General features: G+C 65.1%; 20 protein-coding genes. 12 read left to right on the top strand and 8 right to left on the bottom strand.

Features of this window, described 5'->3' with window-relative positions:
- Positions 1 to 18 precede the first annotated feature (18 nt).
- The 3 genes from RT614_RS14455 to RT614_RS14445 all read left to right on the top strand — a co-directional run bounded on the left by RT614_RS14455 (position 19) and on the right by RT614_RS14445 (position 3,824).
- Positions 19 to 1,839, top strand: coding sequence for an SLC13 family permease (locus RT614_RS14455; protein WP_313622792.1), 1,821 nt, complete (start codon positions 19 to 21; stop codon positions 1,837 to 1,839).
- Positions 1,840 to 1,950: 111 nt separating this feature from the next.
- The gene (locus tag RT614_RS14450) at positions 1,951 to 3,267 is read left to right on the top strand and encodes an amidohydrolase family protein (protein ID WP_313622791.1); all 1,317 of its coding nucleotides are present in this window, start codon (positions 1,951 to 1,953) and stop codon (positions 3,265 to 3,267) included.
- Positions 3,268 to 3,374: 107 nt separating this feature from the next.
- The gene (locus RT614_RS14445) at positions 3,375 to 3,824 is read left to right on the top strand and encodes a carboxymuconolactone decarboxylase family protein (protein ID WP_313622790.1); all 450 of its coding nucleotides are present in this window, start codon (positions 3,375 to 3,377) and stop codon (positions 3,822 to 3,824) included.
- 59 nt (positions 3,825 to 3,883) lie between these two features.
- Here RT614_RS14445 and RT614_RS14440 read toward each other — a convergent pair whose 3' ends face one another.
- The 3 genes from RT614_RS14440 to RT614_RS14430 all read right to left on the bottom strand — a co-directional run bounded on the left by RT614_RS14440 (position 3,884) and on the right by RT614_RS14430 (position 5,477).
- Positions 3,884 to 4,501 carry a YiiX family permuted papain-like enzyme gene (locus RT614_RS14440; protein WP_313622789.1) on the bottom strand — a complete coding sequence of 206 codons (618 nt, stop codon included), beginning with the start codon at positions 4,499 to 4,501 and terminating at the stop codon, positions 3,884 to 3,886.
- On the bottom strand, positions 4,498 to 4,665 hold the full coding sequence (locus tag RT614_RS14435; protein WP_313622788.1) for a hypothetical protein: 168 nt from the start codon (positions 4,663 to 4,665) through the stop codon (positions 4,498 to 4,500). The genes RT614_RS14440 and RT614_RS14435 overlap by 4 nt, the downstream gene beginning before the upstream one ends.
- Positions 4,666 to 4,781: 116 nt before the next feature.
- A complete protein-coding gene (locus RT614_RS14430; protein ID WP_313622787.1) occupies positions 4,782 to 5,477 on the bottom strand; it encodes a DUF3313 domain-containing protein in 696 nt (231 codons plus the stop codon).
- A gap of 323 nt (positions 5,478 to 5,800) precedes the next feature.
- On the opposite strand from RT614_RS14430, the gene RT614_RS14425 reads away from it, so the two are divergent.
- Complete coding sequence (locus tag RT614_RS14425) at positions 5,801 to 5,995, top strand: hypothetical protein (protein ID WP_313622786.1); 195 nt, start codon at positions 5,801 to 5,803, stop codon at positions 5,993 to 5,995.
- A 129-nt stretch (positions 5,996 to 6,124) separates the two neighbouring features.
- Positions 6,125 to 6,751 (top strand): FMN-binding negative transcriptional regulator, encoded by a 627-nt coding sequence (locus RT614_RS14420; protein ID WP_313622904.1) that lies wholly within the window; start codon positions 6,125 to 6,127, stop codon positions 6,749 to 6,751.
- A gap of 12 nt (positions 6,752 to 6,763) precedes the next feature.
- Here RT614_RS14420 and RT614_RS14415 read toward each other — a convergent pair whose 3' ends face one another.
- The gene (locus RT614_RS14415) at positions 6,764 to 8,026 is read right to left on the bottom strand and encodes an MFS transporter (RefSeq protein ID WP_313622785.1); all 1,263 of its coding nucleotides are present in this window, start codon (positions 8,024 to 8,026) and stop codon (positions 6,764 to 6,766) included.
- Positions 8,027 to 8,108: 82 nt separating this feature from the next.
- Here RT614_RS14415 and RT614_RS14410 point away from each other — a divergent pair, with 82 nt between their 5' ends.
- The 3 genes from RT614_RS14410 to RT614_RS14400 all read left to right on the top strand — a co-directional run bounded on the left by RT614_RS14410 (position 8,109) and on the right by RT614_RS14400 (position 10,139).
- Positions 8,109 to 8,837, top strand: coding sequence for a helix-turn-helix transcriptional regulator (locus RT614_RS14410; RefSeq protein ID WP_313622784.1), 729 nt, complete (start codon positions 8,109 to 8,111; stop codon positions 8,835 to 8,837).
- A gap of 142 nt (positions 8,838 to 8,979) precedes the next feature.
- Positions 8,980 to 9,636 carry an N-acetyltransferase gene (locus RT614_RS14405; protein ID WP_313622783.1) on the top strand — a complete coding sequence of 219 codons (657 nt, stop codon included), beginning with the start codon at positions 8,980 to 8,982 and terminating at the stop codon, positions 9,634 to 9,636.
- 230 nt (positions 9,637 to 9,866) lie between these two features.
- On the top strand, positions 9,867 to 10,139 hold the full coding sequence (locus RT614_RS14400; RefSeq protein WP_313622782.1) for a hypothetical protein: 273 nt from the start codon (positions 9,867 to 9,869) through the stop codon (positions 10,137 to 10,139).
- Between the two features lie 7 nt (positions 10,140 to 10,146).
- On the opposite strand, the gene RT614_RS14395 is transcribed toward RT614_RS14400, so the two are convergent.
- From RT614_RS14395 to RT614_RS14385, 3 genes are all read right to left on the bottom strand, one after another.
- Positions 10,147 to 10,911 carry a DUF1828 domain-containing protein gene (locus RT614_RS14395; RefSeq protein WP_313622781.1) on the bottom strand — a complete coding sequence of 255 codons (765 nt, stop codon included), beginning with the start codon at positions 10,909 to 10,911 and terminating at the stop codon, positions 10,147 to 10,149.
- On the bottom strand, positions 10,908 to 11,444 hold the full coding sequence (locus RT614_RS14390) for a hypothetical protein (RefSeq protein WP_313622780.1): 537 nt from the start codon (positions 11,442 to 11,444) through the stop codon (positions 10,908 to 10,910). The genes RT614_RS14395 and RT614_RS14390 overlap by 4 nt, the downstream gene beginning before the upstream one ends.
- Before the next feature lie 196 nt (positions 11,445 to 11,640).
- Positions 11,641 to 12,495: a neutral zinc metallopeptidase gene (locus RT614_RS14385; RefSeq protein WP_313622779.1), complete on the bottom strand. Its 855-nt coding sequence runs from the start codon at positions 12,493 to 12,495 to the stop codon at positions 11,641 to 11,643.
- 84 nt (positions 12,496 to 12,579) lie between these two features.
- On the opposite strand from RT614_RS14385, the gene RT614_RS14380 reads away from it, so the two are divergent.
- From RT614_RS14380 to bamC, 4 genes are all read left to right on the top strand, one after another.
- Complete coding sequence (locus RT614_RS14380) at positions 12,580 to 13,206, top strand: L-threonylcarbamoyladenylate synthase (protein ID WP_313622778.1); 627 nt, start codon at positions 12,580 to 12,582, stop codon at positions 13,204 to 13,206.
- Positions 13,207 to 13,275: 69 nt separating this feature from the next.
- Entirely contained in the window at positions 13,276 to 13,923 is a 648-nt protein-coding gene (locus RT614_RS14375; RefSeq protein WP_313622777.1) for a site-2 protease family protein, read from the top strand.
- A gap of 87 nt (positions 13,924 to 14,010) precedes the next feature.
- Positions 14,011 to 14,916, top strand: a complete 906-nt coding sequence (gene dapA / locus RT614_RS14370) for a 4-hydroxy-tetrahydrodipicolinate synthase (protein WP_313622776.1) — start codon at positions 14,011 to 14,013, stop codon at positions 14,914 to 14,916.
- 17 nt (positions 14,917 to 14,933) lie between these two features.
- Positions 14,934 to 16,058, top strand: a complete 1,125-nt coding sequence (gene bamC, locus RT614_RS14365; RefSeq protein WP_313622775.1) for an outer membrane protein assembly factor BamC — start codon at positions 14,934 to 14,936, stop codon at positions 16,056 to 16,058.
- Positions 16,059 to 16,246: 188 nt separating this feature from the next.
- On the opposite strand, the gene RT614_RS14360 is transcribed toward bamC, so the two are convergent.
- Entirely contained in the window at positions 16,247 to 16,465 is a 219-nt protein-coding gene (locus RT614_RS14360; protein WP_409558470.1) for an endopeptidase, read from the bottom strand.
- Between the last annotated feature and the right edge of the window lie 167 nt (positions 16,466 to 16,632).

Here is a 16,632-nt window from a genome sequence, read left to right as displayed (position 1 = left end):
GAAAACGAGAGTGCGACGATGAGCGGCGAATTGGCAATTGTCCTCACGATCCTAATAGCGGCCGTCGTGCTCTTCGTGATCGGGCGTCCCCGATCCGACGCCGTTGCGCTGCTGGTGATGGTGTTGCTGCCCTTGAGCGGCACGGTGACCTACCGGGAGGCGCTGGACGGCTTTTCCAACCCGGCCATCATCCTGATCGCGTGCCTGTTCGTCGTCGGCGAAGGGCTGGTCCGCACCGGCGTCGCCCAGGCGGTGGGCGACCTGCTGCTGCGGCATGGCGGAAAAAGCGAGGGCTGGCTCGTCCTGCTGGTGATGGGGGCCGTGGGAACGATGGGCGCCGTAATGAGCTCGACCGCGGTGGTCGCGATTTTCATTCCGATTGTGCTGCGCATTGCGCGCAAATCCGGCATGGCCAGCCGCCGGATCCTGATGCCCATGGGTGTGGCCGCGGCGATCAGCGGCATGCTGACGTTGGTCGCCACCACGCCCAACCTGGTGCTCAACAGCGCGCTGGGCTACGCCGGCTACGAAGGTTTCGGGTTTTTCGACTTCACGCCCATCGGCGTGGTGGTGCTGGCCGGCGGCATCGCCTACATGCTGTTCGCCCGGAAGCTGATCGACGCGGGCCAGAGCCAGCGGGGCGCCAACCGGCCCAGCCTGGGCGATTGGGTCACGAAATACTCCCTGCAGAACCGCGCCTATCGCCTCCTCGTCGAAGAGAACTCGGACCTGGTCGGCCACCGGTTGGGCATCTACGGCGACGAACTGGGCAAAGCGGCCTGTGTCATCGCCATTGAACGGAATTCCCGGTTTGCCCGGTCGGTGATGCGCGCCACCGCGGATGACGTGCTGGAGCCTGGCGACATCCTGCTGCTGGACACCGACGCGGAAGCTTTCGATATCGAGGGCTTCTGCGGCAGGCACCTGCTGAAACGGCTGTCGATGTCCGGCGTGTATTTCGCGGACCAGGCGCGCGACGTGGGCATGGTGGAAGTGATCATCCCGTCGGAATCCAGCCTTGTCGGGGCCAAGACGCGCGACTCCGTGGCGCTGGAGCGGCGTGGCCTGTTCATCGTCGGACTGTGGCGCGGCAAAGAGGCCATGCGGAATTTGCCGGACGTCCGGATGCGGGTTGGCGATACGTTGCTGGTGGTGGGGCCCTGGGCGGGCATCTTTTCGTTGCAGGCCGAGGAACACGATCTGGTCAGCCTGGCGATGCCCATGGAAGCCGATTCGCTGGTTCCCGTGCCCAATCGCGCCATCCACGCGCTGGTGTCGCTGGCTACCGTCATTTTCCTGATGCTGACCGATTGGGTGCCCAACGTCATGGCGGGGCTGATCGGAGCCCTGATGATGGGCATGTTCGGCTGTGTCACGCTGGATGTCGCTTATCGGGCGATCAACTGGCGCGCCTTGATACTCATCGTGGGGATGCTGCCGTTCGCCCTGGCGCTAAAGCGCAGCGGCGGCGTGGACCTGGCCGCCCAGTTCCTGCTGCACTATTCGGGCGATTGGGGCATCTACGGCCAGCTCGCGTTGGTGTTCGTGGCCACGGTGTGCCTGGGCGTCGTCGTGTCCGGCACGGCCACAGCGGTGCTAATGGGGCCGGTCGCGATCAGCATCGCCGAGACCCTGCATGCCTCGCCCTATGCCTTTGCCATGACCGTCGCGATCGCGTCGTCGGCGGCGTTCCTGTCGCCGGTATCGACACCCTCGAACGCGCTGGTCAGCGTCGCCGGCGGGTTCGGATTCGCCGACTACCTGAAGCTGGGCACGCCATTGACCATCTTTTCACTCATCGTCAGCTTGACGCTGATTCCGATCCTGTTTCCGTCCTGAGGGCGGACATCGAAACCATCATCGCGAGGCGCGCATATGTCTGTCAGGACTGCTATTGCAATCGGCGCGGCGGCGCTGCTTTTTAGCCCAACGGCCGCTTTTTCCCACGGTATGCCGGACCCCGGGCAGGATCAGCAGGCGGCGGCAGGCGGCGCAGCCGCGGATTCCCGGATCCTGTTCGAGAACGTGCGCATTTTTGACGGCGTGTCTTCGGCGTTGAGTCCAGCCAGCAGCGTGCTGGTCCATGGCAACGTCATCGAGAAGGTGTCGCGGGACAAGATACCTGTCGACGGCGCGCGGGTCATCGACGGGGGCGGCCGCACGCTCATGCCGGGGCTGATCGACGCGCACTGGCACAGCATGTTCGCGGGTGTGCCGCTGTCGGTCGCGATGACCCAGGACCCCACCTACGTGAACATCGTCGCCGCGGTCGAAGCGCGCAAGACGTTGATGCGCGGATTCACCACGGTGCGCGATTTGGGCGGCTCGGCTTTCAGCCTGAAGCTGGCGGTGGACCAGGGCGTCATTCCAGGGCCGCGCATTTATCCCTCCGGCGCGATGATCAGCGTGACCAGTGGCCATGGCGACTTCCGGTCCATGGCGGACCTGCCGCGCACGCTGGGCGCACCCGGTTCGCGGCACGATCTGGCTGGCGACAGCAATATCGCGGACAGCCCCGACGAGGTGCGCCTGCGCACGCGTGAACAATTGATGCAGGGCGCCTCGCAGATCAAGCTGACGGCCGGCGGCGGGGTGTCGTCGCCCCACAGCCCGCTGGACGTCGTGACGTTTACCGAGCCCGAACTGAAGGCGGCGGTGGACGCGGCCACGGACTGGGGCACCTACGTAGCGGTGCACGCCTACACGCCCAAGGCGATTCAGCGCGCCGTCAAGGTGGGCGTCCTGAGCATCGAGCACGGCAGCCTGATGGACGACGAAACGGCGCAGATGATGGCCAAGGCCGGCGTCTGGCTCAGCACGCAGCCGTTCCCGGATGAACTGGCCAATGCGTTCCCACGCGGTTCCGACCAATGGAAGAAGGCGCAGGAGGTCTTCGCCGGCACGGACCGGACTTACCAGCTAGCGATCAAGTACAAGCTGAAGACGGCGTTCGGAACGGACGTCCTGTTTTCAAGCCAGCTGGCCGCGCAGCAGGGCAACATTCTGGCGAGCCTGACGCGGTGGTACACCCCGGCGCAGACGCTCATCATGGCGACGGGCACGAACGCCGAGCTGCTCAAGCTGTCCGGCCTGCGCAATCCCTATCCCGGGGACCTGGGCGTCTTGCGGGAAGGCGCGCTGGCCGACCTGATTCTCGTCGACGGCGATCCCATCCAGAACATCAAGTTGATCGGCGATCCGGACAGGAACTTCCTGCTGATCATGAAAGACGGCGTCGTCTACAAGGACGCCACGGCGGCGCGCTGACGGGGCGGTTCGTCATGCCCCAGTCGCAAACCTGGTTCATGGACCTGTCAAGAACGGGCGCAAAGGCGCAGGATGGCGGCCTTGAACCGTAGAAACAAGGATTTGCAATGAGCCATCGCATCGATTACACCAAGGCCGCGCCCGAGGGATACAAGGCCTTTGGCGGGGTGTATGCCTACCTGCAGAAATGCAGCCTGCCCGAAGACTTGATCATGCAGGTCTATCTGCGGGTCTCGCAGATCAACGGCTGCGCCTACTGCATCGACATGCATTCGCGCGACCTTATCAAGCAGGGGATGACCGTGGACAAGCTGGTGCTGATTCCGGTGTGGCGCGAGGCCGGATCGGTGTTCGACGACCGGGAACGCGCCGCGCTGGCCTGGGCGGAAACGGTGACGCGCGTCGCCGAAACGGGCGTGCCCGATGCCGACTATGCCGCGGCGACGGCGCAATTCAATGACCGGGAGCTTGCAGACCTGACTTACGCGATCGGGTTGATGAATGCGTTCAATCGGCTGGGTGTCACGTTCCGCGTGGCGCCCGCGGCGGCCCGGTAACGCTAGACTGCCGCGTGTGGGCGGCGGCATCGCCATAACCTGGCCGCCCTGCGGGGCGGTCAGAATGTGCCGACGGTGACCAACTGGTCTGACTCGTACATGGCGGCTGGCGAGATGATGGGCTCTTCCCAGGGAATGCTCTTGCCGTAGCGTTCCCGCATCTTGGCCTGCACGGCTGGAGACGCCAGGTCGAAGCTCTTGAGCGGCGCCAGCGCGCCGACCTTCACGCCGAGGGCGCGCTGATAGATCTTCCAGACCAGCTCGGAGCAATAGATCTGTTCGTCCGACCATGCGAACACCAGATCGTAGGGCTTGCCCACGTAGGCGGCGCCCGTCTTCGCAAGCTGCTCGCGGGCTCGGGGCGTCAGCAGCGAGGTGTCGCGCAGCCGCTTGACCACGTAGTGGCCGCGCTCGCCTTGCGCCACCCACTGTGCCAACGGTGTGTAGGCTACGCGCGCCGCGGCCTCCAATACGTAGGGCTGGCCCTGGCGCGTGACGATCATGCCCATGTGGCTATAGGGCGAATGCGTGGCCTGCTGGATGGCCAGGCTTTGCGCCGAGCGGGACTGCTGGAACACCATGTCGCCCGTCTGGATGTCGGGCGCCGCGGCGGCCGCCACGGAAAGCGCGGCCAGCGTTGCCGCGACGGCAATGCGCAGCGTTGCGCCCAGCGTCACGGGCGAGCCCGTCCCGCCGCGGGGGTTTGCTTTTTGGCGCGCGGCTTGGGCGCGGGCTTTTCGTCTTTGGGCGGCGTGTCGAACTCTTGTTTGTTGCGCTCGCCGCGCGGGGTGTTTTCGGGGTGGGGTTTGGGAAATGCCCAGGGCTTCGTTTTCTGATCCATTGCATGTACTCCTTGCACAGGCGGAACAGTAGCATTAGCCGTGGTCCCTGGGTAAGTGAGGGTTGACGTCAATATTCATCACATCGTGATATGAAGACGAAAAATTGCCCGACGCCTCATTGGGTTTTCGGTATTTCAGCAACCCATATACGGTCGAATTGCAGCCGAACCTTATGCGCCCAGTCATCGATAGCGCTCTGCACGTCGGCCGCCGTGGGTTTGCGATCCGCCGGCAGGTTGCTGCCGGTCACGGCGCCCAGCGACGCGATCAGCAACTGGTTGGTGGTGGCGTCTCGCGCGGAGGCTTCGATCAACAGCCGCGCGGATTGGTCGCGCAGGCCCGCGGCCTTGGCCGTCTGGCCCAACACGTAGCCGATCGGCACGTATTCGCCGGGCCTCGGATCCCGGTCGTTGCGGAAGGTGCCCGTGATGGCCGCGCGCAGCCGCACCGAGCGTGGCGCCGGCGCCGATATCAATTGATAGCCTCCCTGCGTAAATTCGCGGCGCAGCGCTTCGTTCATATAGGCCAGCACCCGCTGGCGCAACTCGGCGTCCTCGCGCATGTCCAGCTGATCCGGCCGGTCGCCAGGTATGTAGGTCACGTCCTCCAGGATCAGCTTCCTGTCGAACTGGCTGCCGATCGGGGGGCCGGGCCGAACCCAGATGCGGCCGCCGCTCCAGTTTGGGTCTTGCTGCAGCTGACTCTGGGGTTCGCCCAGCGACGTGGAATAGTCTTGAGCCTTGGGCAGGTTGGTGCAGCCGGCCAGTGCCATGAGCGCGCAGCAGGCGGCAAGTGCGAGGAAGGGCTTCATGTGCTTTCCTTTCCGGACAACAGCGGTTGGACGGGTGGATCGGCAAGGCGTGCGGCAGGCGGGTGGGGCAACCGTGCATGGCCGGCGCTGCCGCGTATTGAAGCGTTGGCGCACTGCGACCATTGCTCCGCGCGGCGGGTGCAGGATCGGCGCGGGCATGCGGGCAATTATCTGCCTGAATGGCGATGGCGGGCGCTGATTTTTTCCACGGAGAGCGGCCGCCTTGAAAGGTGGCTTCGCCATCCTTCTGGCTACCTAAAAAGCTTGTCTGGTTCGGGGCTGACGGGACTACGATCAGGGTGTGTGCGCATGGGGGACTTTCTATGGACACCACCAGCGAATGGTATGCCGCCGTCAAGGAATGGCAGCGAGCGCGTGATGAGCTGACCGCGGCGATCGCCGCGATCAAGTGGCCCAATCCCACGCCCGGATGCCTGGAAAACTACGATCGTGCCTATGCGCACGAGACGGAAGCCCGCGATCGTATGAATGCCGCTTACGGGCGGTCGCGACGATAGCGGTGCTGGTGGCACCTGCTGGTGGTAGCGGCTTTTCGCTGGTTCCATGAAATGCCAGTTATGTGGCTCTTTCAGTAGTGCCACGGCCGCGCTATGTTGTCGCTTTCCCTTACTTTCCGCGCCGTCATCATGTATCTGCCGTCCGCCTTTCGCGAAGATTCCCTGGAAACCCAGCACGAGTTCATCCGCGCGCATCCGCTTGGCGTGGTCTTCACCAGCGGCGACGGGGGGCTGATGGCCAACCACATCCCCTGTCTGCTGTACCCGGAAGGGCCGCACGGCGTCCTGCGTCTGCACGTGGCGCGCGCCAATCCGCAACTGGCGGAGCTGGCCGCGGGACGCGAGTGCCTGGTGGCCTTCCATGGCGCCCAGGCCTACATCACGCCGTCCTGGTACGCCACCAAGGCCGAAACGCACAAGGTGGTGCCCACCTGGAATTTCGTGGCGGTGCATGTGTGGGGCACGCCAGTAATCCAGGACGATTCCGCCTGGCTGCGCGCGCAGCTGGAGGCCCTGACGGAGAGCCAGGAAAAGGCTCGGGTCCAGCCCTGGAGCGTCGACGAGGCGCCCGCCGATTTCATCGCCGCGCAAATGCGCGCCATCATTGGCGTCGAGATTCCCATTGCGCGCATCGAAGGCAAATGGAAGGTCAGCCAGAATCGGTCCGAGGCCGACCGCAGGGGCGTGGCCGAGGGCCTGGTCAGCGAATGCGGCGACGCCGTCATGGCGGGCCTGGTGGCGCGCCGGGGCGGCTGACGGTTTCCGGGATCAGCGCGCGCGGGCGGGATCGATCGCGCGCGCAGCCTGCGCGCCGCGGCCCGCGGCAAGGCATGCGATGGCGGCTGCCTGCAACAATGCGGTCGCCGCCAGAAAGCCCCACAACGCAAGCCCGGACGCCTGCAACAGGGTCCGAAGCGCGCCGAACGCCAGGGGCGCGAAGGCATAGGCTCCTTGCGATAGCGCCACGATCAACGGCACTACGCGCGCGGCGTCCCCGCGCGTGAATTCCGTCTGGGCGATCAGCGGCGGCAGGGACGTGGCGTTGCCGATGCCGGATCCGAACAGCACGACGCCCGCCCACACCGCCCAGGCGTGGTCTCCCCCCAGCATCAGCACCAGCGATCCGCCGATCTGCGCCGCATAGGCCGCGCAGGCGATCTTGCGGCGGTCGGCGTCGGGCGGCATCAACCAACCGACCAGTGTTCGCCCGGCGATGGCGCTGACCGTGGCCAGACCCATCGCCAGCCCGGCCGTCTGCGCACCGAGCAGCGGGGCCAGCAGGGACAGCAGATGCGCGATGAGTCCGATCTGCGCGAACAGACCCAGCGCCATGCCGGCGGCGAGCGTGAGAAACGCGCGGTCGCGCCACAGGTTGGTGACGCTTGCGATGACCGTGCCGCCCGCAGGCGCCGGTTCTGCGCCCACGTCGCCGTCCGGCGCCTGACCCAGCGCCTGCGGGGTCACGGAAAATACCTTGCGCGACAGCGCGGCGACCACGGCGACCATCGTCAGCCCCACCCACAAGGCCGCCTGAGCGAAGCCGGCCTGCGCGATCAGGAACACCCACAACGGCGAGAACACGATGCCGCCGACGCTGGCGCCGTTGTAGGCCATGCCCAAGGCGGCCGGACGCTGGCGCACAAACCAGGGCGCGATCAGCGCGTTGACGGCTGCGGCGCCCAGCGTGACCCATCCCATGCCGCTGATCGCCGCGGCCGCATACAGTTGCCACGGCGCGCGCGCCAAGGCCCAGCCCGCCACGCCCAGCGCCAGCAGCGCGGCGCCGATCGACGTCGTGCGCGCCACGCCGATGCGCCGGTATAGGCGCGGCAGGTTGGCCACGACTACCGTACCGGCAAGGAAATGCAGGGTGACGGCGCCGGAGACCAGCGCCACGCTCCAGCCGGTGCGCTGGACCACGGCGTGCAGGAATACGGGCGGACCGTAAAAGCCCACGCCCCAGCCAAAGATGGCCAGGACGAAGGTGGCTTGCAGGACTTTCCAGCCGAAGAAAGATGCAGGGGACGGCATAGGGGGCGGGGCCGGGTGTCGGGTTGCGATGACTCGCAGTATGCTTACGTCCACCATTCAATACTTTGGTCCAGATCGAACCATGGAATCCGAGTTCGCCGACATCAACCTGTCCGCTGTGGCCAGCGCCATCGCCGACCCGGCGCGGGCGCGCATGCTGTGCGTGCTGCTGGACGGCCGGGCGCGTACCGCCACCGAACTCGCTGCGGCCGCGGAAATCGGCGCGTCCACCGCCAGCAGCCATTTCCAGCGTCTACGCGACCAGGGCCTCGTTGAAATGGCGGTGCAGGGCAAGCACCGCTACTACCGGCTGGCAAGCGGCGACGTCGGCCATGCGCTCGAGGCGCTGCTGGTCGTGGCCGGCGCCGAACGCACGCCCTTCAAGCCCAGCACGCCATCGGCGCTGCGCGAGGCCCGCACCTGCTACGACCACATGGCCGGCACCCTGGCGGTGCGCATCCACGATGCCATGCTGGCGCGTCGCTGGTTGGCGGCCGACGGGCGCGATTATGCGCTTACGCCGCTGGGCGAGGCCTCGCTGGCGCAGGTGGGGGTGGACGTCGCGTTGGCGCGCCAGCGCCGCCGCCGCTTCGCCTGCGCGTGCCTGGACTGGAGCGAGCGGCGTTCCCATCTGGGCGGCGGGCTCGGCGCCGCGCTGCTGGACGCGTTGCTGGCGCGCGGCTGGGTCACCAAGGACCTGGATTCCCGGGCCTTGCGCGTCACCCGCAAGGGCGAGCGGCAATTCCCCGTTTTCTTCGGTCCAGCCGGCGAACAGCCTGCTGCGCAAAGGGACGCGCATGCGGCTGCCTGATCCGCGCTTCTTCCCCATGTCTTCAGTTTCGCGCCACCACGGGTGGCGGAAACGCCCACAACCATTCGAGCCGCGAATGCGGCTTTTTTTTCGTCTTCCCGTCCCTCGCGGACAGCATTTCAACCCTGTACAGGAGGTGGCCGTGCCTACGCTGGCCCTGCACGCGTTCCGTCATGTCATCCAGATCGTGACGGAATTGCGCATCGACGTTAACCATTGCCCGCAAGAGGTGGACAAGGAGCTCGATGCCATCCACAACCGCATGAATCGTCCTCTGGACCGCCTGCATGGACTGCCGGAGGTCAAGACCGACATCCCTGGTCTTGTGCTTCGCTACCGCGAAGCCGATGGCGAGTATTACGTGTATGTGGTGGACGTGCGGCGCGACAGGCTGGCGGGCTACACCGTGTTCAACAGGCTGATCGAGGTAGGCCGGCGGGCCGACCCATACGTGCGGGCGCCGCACTCCAAATATGCGCGGCCCTATCAGGGCATGGGGCTTGCCACGTCCGTTTACCGCTGGGCGCTGGACGCAGGCGTATGCATCATCAGCGGCGCCCGGCAGTCCACGGGGGCGCACAGGCTCTGGATGGGGCTGTCCCGCGATTATGAACTGGGGTATGTGGATCTGCGGCGCAAGCAGCTCAGTTACCTGGGCAAGTCGGTGCGCCCGCGCGTGCAGGAAGATCTGCACACCCGGATGATCCTGCTGGGCAAGGGTTGGCGACTGGAGGACTACATGCGGGCGACTGGCATGAATTCGTCCCAGGATGCAGTTTCGCAACAGGGATTAGGGTAATCCCGGGAAAACGCTGCCGGGCGCCCGCCGGCTGGAATTCGGCGCAGGCCGTAAGGCCGCGCCAGCGCTACCTTTCGGGCGCGATCAGTGACCGCGCTTCTCATTAGTTGAGAAAAGGGGACGCACTATTGAGCACGCAACAGTGTTTCTATTTTCTGCTTGAGTTACAAAACTTATCCGGACTGTCACGTATCACGGAGTATGCTCGACCACAGATAGAGGACTCCGAAGTGCATCAGAACAACTTGATATACAAGGGATACCGCCTGACGGCCAAGGTTTCCCGGGGCGGCGACGCTATCGAACCACAGGCGCTACCCAGCGGCCCTGTCTTCACCGCCTCGGTGATGGTGGTCCAGGCGGGGGCCAGCCACGATGGCGACGAATACCCCGTGCCGCAGTTCGCGGGCGGCGGCTTCGTCTACAGCCCCCGCGAAGCAGTGCATGCGGCCATCCTGCATGGCCGCGAAATCGTCGACGGCCTGACGAACACGCCGTCCTGACGCTGTCTCAGGCCGAAAATACTTCCCGCCAGTCGCGAGTCTTGGCCAGCGTCTGCACGGTCGCGGATTGCTCCAGGATCGTCACGGCCTTCTTGAATTCTTCAGCCGACGCGCCGTCTTCCAGGATCACCATGCGCGAATTGCGCGCATCCGCCATCTTCACGTCGGACATCTTGCCGTGGGTCTGGTAGACCTGCGTCCAGTCCATTTTCTTGCCGGCCTTCAGGGCGATGGGTTCGATGTAGGTGAGGGCCGTGCTGCCCGCCGCGCGCACCGCATAGGCGAAGTCCGCCGTGTGGCCACTGCTGCCCTTGGCGCGCGCGCCCTTGACCATGCGGTTCACGCCCACGCCCTCGGCCAGCGCGCGGCCCACCTGCGCGCGAAAGCGCAACTGGCTGAACCGGGGCATCCATTTCGCGCACTGGAAGGACAGGGCCATCGCCAGCTTCACGGCGTCCCAGAGCGCTTCCTGCAGTTGCTCGTTCGGCCCTTCGGCCACGATGGCGCCGGATCGGTCGAAGTGCGCCAGGCTGACGCCCGGCGTCTCGTTCAGGATATCGATGCGCTTGGGCGCCAGGTCGATGCCGAAGCTGGACGCGTGCATCGCGGTCTCACAGGCGTCGGTCAGGTAGAACGTGGCCTCGTCGGGATGGGCGATGAAGAAGGCGGCGTGCTGGCCGTCCAGGCCCAGCGTCATGGGAGAAACCGCGCGGATGGCGTGCTCACCCGCCGGCAGGACGGTCCAGCCGGAGGCTTCCAGGAAATTGCTCATAGGATCAGTTCGATTTGGCGGCCTTTGAGGGGATGCGCAAAACCGCCGGCCAGCGTCAGGTTCGCTCGCGGCAGGAAATACTGCATCAGCGCGCTGATGGTGTCCAGGGCAGGCACGATGGGCTCGGCATAGCCTTCGCCTTCCTCGACCCAGATGTGTTCATGGCTGCGGTCTGCCAGCGGCTTGCGGTACTGCGGCCGTCCCAAACCCACCAGGCTGGTATGGAAAGAGTCGTCGGTATCCACGCCGTACACCCTGTGCGGACCCACGAAAAGGCTGGCGCAAAACGCTTCCGTCAGGAAGATGGTGGCCTGGCCGTGCACCGCCGTGCGCGCGCCGCGATAGATGGTGCGGAAGATCACGTCCTCGCGCACTTCGCCCTTGACCCGGCAGGGGCTGCTGAACTCCATCCACTGCGCGTTGCCGATGCCCGGCTTCGGGGTCCAGAGGATCGGCTTTGCGGTTTCCTTGGGTTCGGCAAGGATCTCTTGCACCTCATCAACGGTGATTAATGGTTCGAACTTGTTGGCCATGGAAACTGATCTAGGGTCTTGGGAGTGCGCGCTGGGAAATCTTGCGTGTGGCATGCGCTGCCCCCGCCGCGCGGCGGCGAAAACACGCGCGCGCAGCATTGCGAAGGGGCGTAATCTTACAAGATGAAGACGGCCGAAGCGTTATGGCTGTACGGATATACAGTCTTCAGCGGGCGTCCGGCAGCGCTGCAACGCGTCACAGCGATGCGGCGCCGAAGGTATCGCACTGTTTGAGGCTGCCGCTTTCCAGCCCGCGCTTGAACCAGCGCACGCGCTGCGCCGAGCTGCCATGCGTGAAGGCGTCGGGCACCACATAGCCCTGGCTCTGCTTCTGAAGGCGGTCATCGCCGATGGCCGTGGCGGCCGCCAGCGCTTCTTCGATGTCGCCGCCTTCCAGAATGCTGCGCGCGGCGTCGGCGCGTTGCGCCCATACTCCGGCGAAGCAGTCCGCCTGCAACTCCATGCGCACCGACAACGCATTCGCCTGCGACGGGTTGCGGCGGCGCAGATTGTCCACCTGGTCCGAAATGCCCAGCAGGTGCTGCACGTGATGGCCGACTTCGTGAGCAATGACGTAGGCCTGCGCGAAATCGCCGGGCGCCTTGAAGCGGTTCTGCAGTTCGTCAAAAAAGGACAGGTCTATATACACCTTGCTGTCGCCGGGGCAGTAGAACGGACCCATGGCGGACTGGCCGGTGCCGCAGGCCGTGGGCGTGGCGCCGCGGAACAGCACCAGCTTCGGTTCGACGTATTGCCGGTTAAGCTCTTTTTGAAAGATGCCCGTCCAGACGTCTTCGGTCTCGCCCAGCACTTTCGATACGAAGACCGCTTGCGGATCATTGGCCGGGGGCGCCGAGGCGGGCGCTTCCTGTTGCTGGGTCGTGGGGCCTTCGGCCATCTGCAGGACCACGCTGGGGTCGACCCCGAAGTACATGGCGACCAGTGCAAGTACTATCGTGCCTATGCCAATGGTGCCGCGCCCGCCGATTCGCGGGCCACTGGATCGACGGTCTTCCACATTGTCGCTTCGGCGCGAGTTATCGAGACGCATAGTGTTTCTCCGGGCGGTTCGGCGTTACCGCCATTTTGCATCGCCGCTCTAATGAGCGGCCCTCTAGGATGTTAGGATAAACCCATGGCCTTGTTTTTCTCCGTCCACCCCGCGAATCCCCAACCCCGCCTGCTCAAGCAGGCCGCCCAATGGCTGAACGACGGGGGCCTGCTCGCAGTCCCCACCGACTCCAGTTATGCCGTCGTGGCACGGCTGGACGATAAGAACGCCGCCGATGGCCTGCGCCGTTTGCGCGGCCTCGATGAACGGCATCATCTAACCTTGCTGTGCCGCGACCTGGCCGAGATCGGTCACTTCGCGCGCGTCGACAACAAGCAGTACCGCCTGCTCAAGGCCGCGACGCCCGGCCCCTGGACCTTCATCCTCGAAGCCACAAAGGAAGTGCCGCGACGCGTGTCGCACCCGTCGCGCAAGACCATCGGTATCCGCGTGCCGGACCACACCGTCATCCTTGGCCTGCTGGAGCAGGTGGGGGCGCCGCTGCTGTCCACGACGCTGATCCCCAAGGACGAAACCGAGGCGCTGAACGACGCCGAGGAAATCCGCGAACGCTACGACCACGACCTGGCCGCCATTATTGATGCCGGCGCATGCCCGCAGTCGCCCACCACCGTGATCGACCTGACCGGCGACGAGCCGGTGGTGGTGCGCGTGGGGCGCGGCGATCCCGCCACGCTGGGTCTGGTCTGAACCTCCTCATCGTCTCTTTGCGCGCCAGGCCCCGCGCTGGCGCGCGGCTCATCTACAATCCGGTTCGCCATGAATGACATCATCCAAACCATTGCGGTCTACGCGATACCGGTCATCTTCGCCATCACCCTGCACGAAGCCGCGCACGGCTACGTGGCGCGCATGCTGGGCGATCCCACCGCCTATCAGGCCGGGCGGGTCAGCCTGAATCCCGCGCGTCACATTGATCCGGTCGGCACGCTGCTGGTGCCGGTGGCCATTCTGCTGGCCTCGAAGCTCATGGGCAGCCCCGGATTGCTGTTCGGCTGGGCAAAGCCCGTCCCGGTGGATTTCGGCCGCCTGCGCCGTCCCAAGAAAGACATGCTGTGGGTGGCGCTGGCGGGCCCCGCGGCCAACCTGTTCATGGCCATCCTGTGGGCGGTGTCGTTGCGGCTTTTCATGGAAAGCGGCCTGCACGAAAGCTTCTGGTTCGAAATGGCCGTGGCGGGTGTGAACGTCAACCTGGTGCTGATGGCGCTGAACCTTCTGCCCATCTTGCCGCTCGACGGCGGCCGCATCCTTTTCAGTCTGCTGCCCAACCGCATGGCCTGGCAGTACTCGAAAATAGAGCCGTATGGACTGGTGATCGTCATCGTCCTGCTGGTCACCGACGTGCTCTGGCTATTGATGCAGCCCATCCTGGGGCTGGGAACGACGATCGTCCAGTGGTTTTTGTAAGATTTCGGCCAATATCCGTTAAACTCAGCCGTTTCACTGAATCTGGCCCCGGGGCATCCCGCCGCGGGGTTTTGGAGCCTTACATTTATGGCATCCCCTGCAACCGCCGCAGGCGTTAATTTCCAGGGCAGCATGGTGGCCCTGGTCACCCCAATGCAACCCGACGGCAGCCTGGACTACGCTGCCTACCGGTCGTTGATCGACTGGCACGTCCAGGAAGGAACCGACGCGCTGGTGGTGGTGGGCACCACCGGGGAGTCGCCTACGGTCTCCATGGACGAGCACGCGGAACTGATCCGCGTTGCCGTCGAACACGCCGCCGGCCGCATTCCGGTCATCGCTGGCGTGGGCGCCAATTCCACCGACGAAGCCATCCACCTGACCCGCCACGCCAAGGCTGTCGGCGCGCAGGCTGGCCTGTCGGTCGTCCCGTACTACAACAAGCCTTCGCAAGAAGGCCTGTACCGCCACTTCCGCACCATCGCGGAAGCCGTCGACCTGCCCACCATTCTGTACAACGTGCCCGGCCGCACCGTTGCCGACATGAGCAACGAAACGATCCTGCGCCTGGCGCAGGTGCCTGGCATTGTCGGTATCAAGGATGCCACCGGCGACATCGCCCGCGGCGGTCTGCTGCTGCGCGAAGCGCCGGCCAGCTTCCAGGTTTTCAGTGGCGACGATCCCACCGCCGCCGCCCTGATCCTGCTGGGCGCCCGCGGCAACATTTCCGTCACGGCCAACGTGGCTCCGAAGCTCATGCGTGACCTCTGTGCCGCCGCCCTGGCTGGCAACGTGCCGAAGGTCCGTGAACTTAACGCGTTCCTGGCGCGTCTGAACAAGGCTTTGTTCGTTGAAGCCAATCCTATTCCCGTCAAGTGGGCGTTGGCCGAAATGGGTCGCAGCGCACTTGGCTACCGGCTGCCGCTGGTGGAACTGGGGGCGCAGCATCACGCAACGGTGCGCGGCGCGCTGCAGGAAACGGGACTGCTCTAAATATCGTGAGGATACGTATGAACAAACGTCATGCCGGTTTGTCGGCATTGATGTCTCTGGTGTTGCTGGCCGGGTGCTCCGAGGTCAACCAATTCCTGGGCAATGAAGAATCGGTCGACTACAAGAGCGCCGTTACACAACGCGGAGAGCCCCTCAGCATTCCGCCTGACCTGACCCAGGCCAATAGCGACCCCCGCTATCGCGCGCCTGCCTCGGGCTCTACCACCTACTCGCAGTTCCAGCAGCAGGGCCAGGCCCAGGCCAGCGCCCCGAAAACCAGCAACGTGCTTCCCAGCCGGCAGGACATGCGCGTCGAACGCGACGGCGACCTGCGCTGGCTGGTCGTGGACCGCGCGCCCGAAGAAGTTTTCCCGCGCCTGGTCGACTTCTGGACCGAAACCGGCTTCACCGTCGCCACCAACAATCCCGGCGCCGGCCTGATCGAAACCGACTGGGCCGAGAACCGCGCGAAGATCCCGGAAAGCTGGCTCCGCCAGGCGCTGGGCGCCGTGCTGGAATCGGCTTGGGATAGCGGCGAGCGCGAGAAATTCCGCACTCGCGTCGAACGCGTCAACGGCCATACTGAAATCTACGTCAGCCACCGCCAGATGCTCGAAAAGCGCGTAGGTTCCGACGGCGGCCAAGTGCAATGGCAGAACGGCAAGGAAGACCCGGGTCTGAACGCCGCCATGCTGGCGCGCATGATGGTCTATCTGGGCACTGACGTCGACAACGCTCGCAAGCTGGTGCAGCAGGCCGAGGCCTCGCCGCAGAAGCCGGCCGTGCAGCAGGACGTCCGCGCGCAGGGTGCTTCGCTGGTCGTCAGCGAATCGTTCGACCGCGCATGGCGTCGCGTCGGCGTGGCCCTGGATGGCGGCGGTTTTGCCGTCGAAGACCGCGACCGTTCGGCTGGCGACTACTTCGTGCGCTATGTCGATACCGACACCGGCGAGAAGATCGAACAGCCGGGCTTCTTCAGCCGCATGTTCTCGGGCGACAAGAAGGCCCAGGCGCCGCAGTACCGCATCCACCTGGTGGGTAGCGGCGAACAGACCACCGTGTCGGTGCTGGACGCCAACGGTACGCCTGACAACAGCGCCACCGCGCAGCGTCTGCTGAGCGTCCTGAAGGACAAGATGTAATCAAGTCGCCGGGCCGCGCACGTCAGCAACGTGCCGCGGCAGCCGGAAGAGGGCTTAGCCGCCCTCCGCCGGCCCGGCTGGCAGCGCTCGGTCTGCGCCGCGCGCCGTCGCAAGGCACAAAAAAAACCCTGGCATTCGATGCCAGGGTTTTTTTTGCGTCTTCAGGGCGGGGGTTCGTGCCTGAATGTTTACGACGCGGGAGTGGTCGAGCCACCCGGGGTGGTCGAACCGGAGCCCGGCGTGGTGCCCGGGGTCGGGGCGGGCGCGGCCGGCGCCGGGGTGGTCGGTGCAGGCGTGGTGGCTCCGGGAGCGGGGCTGGTCGCGGGCGCCGGGGCATCTTCCTTCTTGTTGCAAGCGCTGAGCGCGACGGCCAGCACCGAGGCAATAATCAAGGTTTTGCTCATCATTATTTGAACTCCTATAGATGACGACTCTTGAAACCCCGTTAGGGGAAACCAGAACTCAGGCTACAGGAAGGTTCAATACGATCGCGTATGAAAGTTAAAGAGGTGGCATCCCAACGGCAACAAACCTTTCAGGTTCGTGTTATGTCTTTCTTGATGTGACCCGGCTT

The sequence above is a fragment of the Achromobacter sp. genome (genome assembly GCF_032102605.1).
Taxonomy (GTDB): domain Bacteria; phylum Pseudomonadota; class Gammaproteobacteria; order Burkholderiales; family Burkholderiaceae_B; genus Achromobacter.
Note: the sequence above shows the minus strand (reverse complement) of the source record. Positions and strands in the feature narration are given on the sequence as shown.

Bases quoted from the DNA above. Each gene is read 5' to 3' on its own strand.
- RT614_RS14455 (WP_313622792.1), top strand. From the start codon at position 19: ATGAGCGGCGAATTGGCAATTGTCCTCACGATCCTAATAGCGGCCGTC.
- RT614_RS14450 (WP_313622791.1), top strand. From the start codon at position 1,951: ATGCCGGACCCCGGGCAGGATCAGCAGGCGGCGGCAGGCGGCGCAGCC.
- RT614_RS14445 (WP_313622790.1), top strand. From the start codon at position 3,375: ATGAGCCATCGCATCGATTACACCAAGGCCGCGCCCGAGGGATACAAG.
- RT614_RS14435 (WP_313622788.1), bottom strand. From the start codon at position 4,665: ATGGATCAGAAAACGAAGCCCTGGGCATTTCCCAAACCCCACCCCGAA.
- RT614_RS14430 (WP_313622787.1), bottom strand. From the start codon at position 5,477: ATGAAGCCCTTCCTCGCACTTGCCGCCTGCTGCGCGCTCATGGCACTG.
- RT614_RS14425 (WP_313622786.1), top strand. From the start codon at position 5,801: ATGGACACCACCAGCGAATGGTATGCCGCCGTCAAGGAATGGCAGCGA.
- RT614_RS14420 (WP_313622904.1), top strand. From the start codon at position 6,125: ATGTATCTGCCGTCCGCCTTTCGCGAAGATTCCCTGGAAACCCAGCAC.
- RT614_RS14415 (WP_313622785.1), bottom strand. From the start codon at position 8,026: ATGCCGTCCCCTGCATCTTTCTTCGGCTGGAAAGTCCTGCAAGCCACC.
- RT614_RS14410 (WP_313622784.1), top strand. From the start codon at position 8,109: ATGGAATCCGAGTTCGCCGACATCAACCTGTCCGCTGTGGCCAGCGCC.
- RT614_RS14395 (WP_313622781.1), bottom strand. From the start codon at position 10,911: ATGAGCAATTTCCTGGAAGCCTCCGGCTGGACCGTCCTGCCGGCGGGT.
- RT614_RS14390 (WP_313622780.1), bottom strand. From the start codon at position 11,444: ATGGCCAACAAGTTCGAACCATTAATCACCGTTGATGAGGTGCAAGAG.
- RT614_RS14385 (WP_313622779.1), bottom strand. From the start codon at position 12,495: ATGCGTCTCGATAACTCGCGCCGAAGCGACAATGTGGAAGACCGTCGA.
- RT614_RS14380 (WP_313622778.1), top strand. From the start codon at position 12,580: ATGGCCTTGTTTTTCTCCGTCCACCCCGCGAATCCCCAACCCCGCCTG.
- RT614_RS14375 (WP_313622777.1), top strand. From the start codon at position 13,276: ATGAATGACATCATCCAAACCATTGCGGTCTACGCGATACCGGTCATC.
- dapA (WP_313622776.1), top strand. From the start codon at position 14,011: ATGGCATCCCCTGCAACCGCCGCAGGCGTTAATTTCCAGGGCAGCATG.
- bamC (WP_313622775.1), top strand. From the start codon at position 14,934: ATGAACAAACGTCATGCCGGTTTGTCGGCATTGATGTCTCTGGTGTTG.
- RT614_RS14360 (WP_409558470.1), bottom strand. From the start codon at position 16,465: ATGATGAGCAAAACCTTGATTATTGCCTCGGTGCTGGCCGTCGCGCTC.